The sequence below is a fragment of the Polaromonas sp. genome, assembly GCF_030682935.1.
Classification (GTDB): domain Bacteria; phylum Pseudomonadota; class Gammaproteobacteria; order Burkholderiales; family Burkholderiaceae_C; genus Polaromonas.
Genome location: NZ_JAUXNA010000030.1, coordinates 1 through 4,191, shown reverse-complemented (window position 1 = coordinate 4,191; position 4,191 = coordinate 1). Strand labels below are relative to the sequence as shown.

The window sequence follows — 4,191 nt, the reverse complement described above, 5'->3', positions numbered from 1 at the left end:
GGCCTCTCCAGCGCAGCCTCGGCCGCAAACGCCGCCATCGACCACATGCGCGACTGGGCGCTGGGCACCAATGGCAAGTGGGTCACCATGGGCATTCCGTCGGACGGCCAGTACGGCATTCCGAAAGACACGATGTTCGGCTTCCCCGTGACCTGCGAAAACGGCGAGTACAAGCTGGTCGAAGGCCTGGAGATTGACGCGTTCAGCCAGGAACGCATCAACAAGACGCTGGAAGAGTTGCAGGGCGAGCAAGACGGCGTCAAGCACCTTCTGTAAGCAGATGAGCGACGTCGAGCGGCTCCCAGGCGCGCAGCCCCCCTCGGGGGGCAGCGCAGTACGCGTAGCGACAAGCGTGGGGGTAAGCGAACGCAGCGCCGGGCCGCCCCAAGCAAGTTCAGCCCCCTCGGGGGGCAGCGCGGTACGCGTAGCGACAAGCGTGGGGGCCACTTCTCATCCGCGCGACGTTCTCCTCGGCGCCCAGGCCGCAACGGTTTTTTTGCCGGTTTGCGACCACTACAGCGGCGTGGAGGCGCGGATGCGCAAAAGCCTGCAATTGCAGGCCGAGATGATGGAGGAGTTTGGCGCCTGCGTTTTTGACGTGACGCTGGACTGCGAAGACGGCGCGCCCGTGGGCGGTGAAGCCGAGCACGCGGCCATGGTGGTGGCGCTGGCAACGTTGGCCCGCAACCAGGCGCGGGTCGCCGTGCGCGTGCATGCGGTAGACCATCCCGCTTTCGAGTCCGACGTGGCGGTCATTGCCGGATCGCTGGCGCACACGCTTTCCCACCTCATGGTTCCCAAAGTGGAGTCCGTTGACGATGTGAATCGGGCCGTGCTAGCGCTGCATGCCGCGTCGGCTGATCAGCTGCCGCTGCATGTGCTGATTGAATCCCCGCTGGCTGTTCATAACGCCTTTGAAATTGCCGCCCATCCCCGCGTGCAGTCGCTGAGCTTCGGGTTGATGGATTTCGTGTCCGCGCATGGCGGTGCGATTCCGGCCGACGGCATGAGCAGCCGGGGCCAGTTCACCCACCCGCTGGTGCTGCGCGCCAAGCTGGAGATCGCATCGGCCTGCCATGCGTACGGAAAGGTGCCGTCGCATTGCGTGGTCACAGAATTCAGCGACACGGCGGCCATGAAGGCCGCTGCCGGCAAAGCTGCCCGCGAACTGGGTTACACCCGCATGTGGAGCATTCACCCGCATCAGATCCGCCCCATCCTGGAAGCCTTTTCGCCCACGGAGGGTGAGATTGAAGATGCTACAAAAATAATAGCTGCTGCCGCCCGTGCCAATTGGGCACCCATCAGTTTCCAAGGTAAATTGCACGACCGCGCAAGTTACCGCTACTTCTGGCAGGTGCTGGAGCGCGCGCACCAGACCGGCCGGGTGCTTCCCGCCGAGGCGCAAATCTATTTTCAGGCGGAGCTCGCGTGAGCTTCCATACATCACATCACTTCTCACCACTTCAAGAAGGCCGTATGAAAACTATTCCCCTCACAACGCTTGCCTGCACCTTGACCGCGGCTGTCCTCATGGCCGCCTCCAGCCTGGCGACGGCGCAAACCACGGCGCCCAAGGCTGCCAAACCGGCTGCTGCCAGCAAAAAAGAGGCCGCAGCCAAAAATAAACCCCCGGTCAGCGCAAGCCGCACCCAGCTCAAGAGCACCGCCAAGAACGTGGCGGCCGGCATTGAAGCCGCCGAGGCTGCCATGACCCCGGCCGAACTGGTCATTGCCGAGCGTGTGCACGTGGGCAGCCTGCCTTGCGAGCTCGGGGCATCGGTCAACCTGACCCAGGATGACAAAGCGCCCGGCTACTTCGATTTGCAGGGCAAAAACTTCAAGTACCGCATGTTCCCGGTGGCCACCACGACGGGCGCTATTCGCCTGGAAGACCAAAAGGCCGGTGCGGTCTGGCTGCAACTGGCCAACAAATCGATGCTGATGAACCAAAAACTGGGCATTCGCCTGGCCGATGAGTGCATGAGTCCGACGCAAGTGGCGATGGCCGAGGTGCTCAAGCGCAACCCACCCCCCAGTGTGCTGGACGCGCCCAAGCCCAATGTTATTGCAGCAGAGCCGCCGCTGCCGGCGCCGACCGCCCAATAAGTCTTTTTTCAGACCCATGAGTTCCACGATTTCCCAATAATTTTGAATAGAGGAAAACCAGCATGTCATCAGAGTTCCTGCAAAGCTACCGCACCCATGTCGCTGCCCGCGCCGCCCTGGGTATTCCGCCGCTGCCGCTGTCGGCCCAGCAGACCGGCGAGGTCATTGAATTGCTGAAAAATCCGCCCCAGGGCGAAGAGGCCTTTCTGGTCGAGCTGATCACCCACCGCGTTCCTGCGGGCGTTGACAATGCGGCCAAGGTCAAGGCCAGCTACCTCGCTGCTGTGGCGCACGGCACCGAGCCATGCGCGCTGATTTCACGGGTCCAGGCGACGCAGCTGCTGGGCACCATGCTGGGCGGCTACAACATCAGCCCCATGATCGAACTGCTCGACGACGCGGAACAAAGCGTTGCAAGCCAGGCCGCCAGTGGCCTGAAAAACACCCTGCTGATGTTCGACCAGTTTCACGACGTTCAGGAAAAAGCCGAAAAAGGCAATGTCCACGCCAAAGCCGTGCTGCAAAGCTGGGCCGACGCCGAATGGTTCACCAGCCGCCCCGTGGTGCCTGAATCGATCCAGCTGACCGTGTTCAAGGTCGCAGGCGAGATCAACACCGACGACCTGTCGCCCGCGCCCGACGCCTGGAGCCGCCCCGACATTCCGCTGCACGCGCTGGCCATGCACAAAAACGCCCGCCCTGGCGTCACCCCTGAAGAAGACGGCAAGCGCGGCCCGGTCAAGTTCATCGAGGAACTCAAGGCCAGGGGCAACCTCGTGGCCTACGTCGGCGACGTGGTGGGCACCGGTTCATCGCGCAAGTCGGCCACCAACTCGGTGCTGTGGTTCACCGGCGAAGACATTCCCTTCGTGCCGAACAAGCGCTTTGGCGGTGTCTGCCTGGGCTCAAAAATCGCCCCGATTTTCTACAACACCATGGAAGACTCCGGCGCGCTGCCGATCGAACTCGACGTGAGCCAGATGGCCATGGGCGATGTGATTGAACTGCGCCCCTACGAAGGCAAGGCACTGAAAGACGGCAAAGTGATCGCCGAGTTCAAGCTCAAGAGCGATGTGCTGCTCGACGAAGTGCGCGCCGGTGGCCGCATTCCCCTGATCGTGGGCCGTGGCCTGACCGCCAAGGCGCGCGCCGCGCTGGGCCTGCCGGTGTCCACCCTGTTTCGGCTGCCTCAAAGCCCGCTGGATAGCGGGCGCGGCTTCACGCTGGCGCAAAAAATGGTCGGCCGCGCGGTCGGCTTGCCAGAAGGCCAGGGTGTGCGTCCCGGTACTTACTGCGAACCCAAGATGACGTCTGTGGGCTCGCAAGACACCACGGGTCCGATGACCCGCGACGAGCTCAAGGACCTGGCCTGCCTCGGATTTTCCGCTGACCTGGTGATGCAGTCGTTCTGCCATACCGCCGCTTATCCCAAGCCGGTCGATGTGAAGATGCACCATGAATTGCCCGATTTCATGAGCGACCGTGGCGGCATCCCGCTGCGTCCCGGTGACGGCATCATCCACAGCTGGCTCAACCGCATGCTGCTGCCCGACACCGTCGGCACCGGCGGCGACAGCCACACGCGTTTCCCGATCGGCATCAGCTTTCCGGCCGGATCCGGTCTGGTCGCCTTTGGCGCCGCCACCGGCGTGATGCCGCTGGACATGCCCGAGTCCGTATTGGTGCGCTTCAAAGGCGAAATGCAGCCTGGCGTGACCCTGCGCGATCTGGTACACGCCATTCCGCTGTACGCCATCAAACAAGGTTTGCTGACGGTCGCCAAGGCCGGCAAGATCAACGAATTCTCCGGTCGAATCCTGGAGATCGAAGGCCTGCCCAACCTCAAGGTCGAGCAAGCGTTTGAACTCTCCGACGCCTCCGCCGAGCGCTCGGCCGCCGGTTGCACCATCAAGCTCAACCCCGAGCCGATCAAGGAATACCTCACCAGCAACATCGTGCTGATGAAAAACAGGATCGCCGACGGCTACGAAGACAAGCGCACCCTGCAGCGCCGCATTGAAAAGGTGGAAGCCTGGCTGGCCAACCCCGAGCTGCTCGAAGCCGACAAAGACGCCGAATACG

General features: G+C 62.8%; 3 protein-coding genes and 1 pseudogene. All 4 read left to right on the top strand.

All coding sequences use genetic code 11. The features are described 5' to 3' along the window. Positions 1–276 (top strand): annotated as a pseudogene (locus tag Q8K05_RS01045) (malate dehydrogenase); the annotation flags it as partial. Positions 277–436: 160 nt separating this feature from the next. Further along, positions 437–1,435 carry a CoA ester lyase gene (locus Q8K05_RS01040; protein ID WP_305244698.1) on the top strand — a complete coding sequence of 333 codons (999 nt, stop codon included), beginning with the start codon at positions 437–439 and terminating at the stop codon, positions 1,433–1,435. A 44-nt stretch (positions 1,436–1,479) separates the two neighbouring features. Beyond that, on the top strand, positions 1,480–2,109 hold the full coding sequence (locus Q8K05_RS01035) for a hypothetical protein (protein WP_305244697.1): 630 nt from the start codon (positions 1,480–1,482) through the stop codon (positions 2,107–2,109). Between the two features lie 62 nt (positions 2,110–2,171). Continuing rightward, on the top strand, positions 2,172–4,191 hold a 2,020-nt coding region (locus tag Q8K05_RS01030; protein ID WP_305244696.1), incomplete at its 3' end, for a bifunctional aconitate hydratase 2/2-methylisocitrate dehydratase.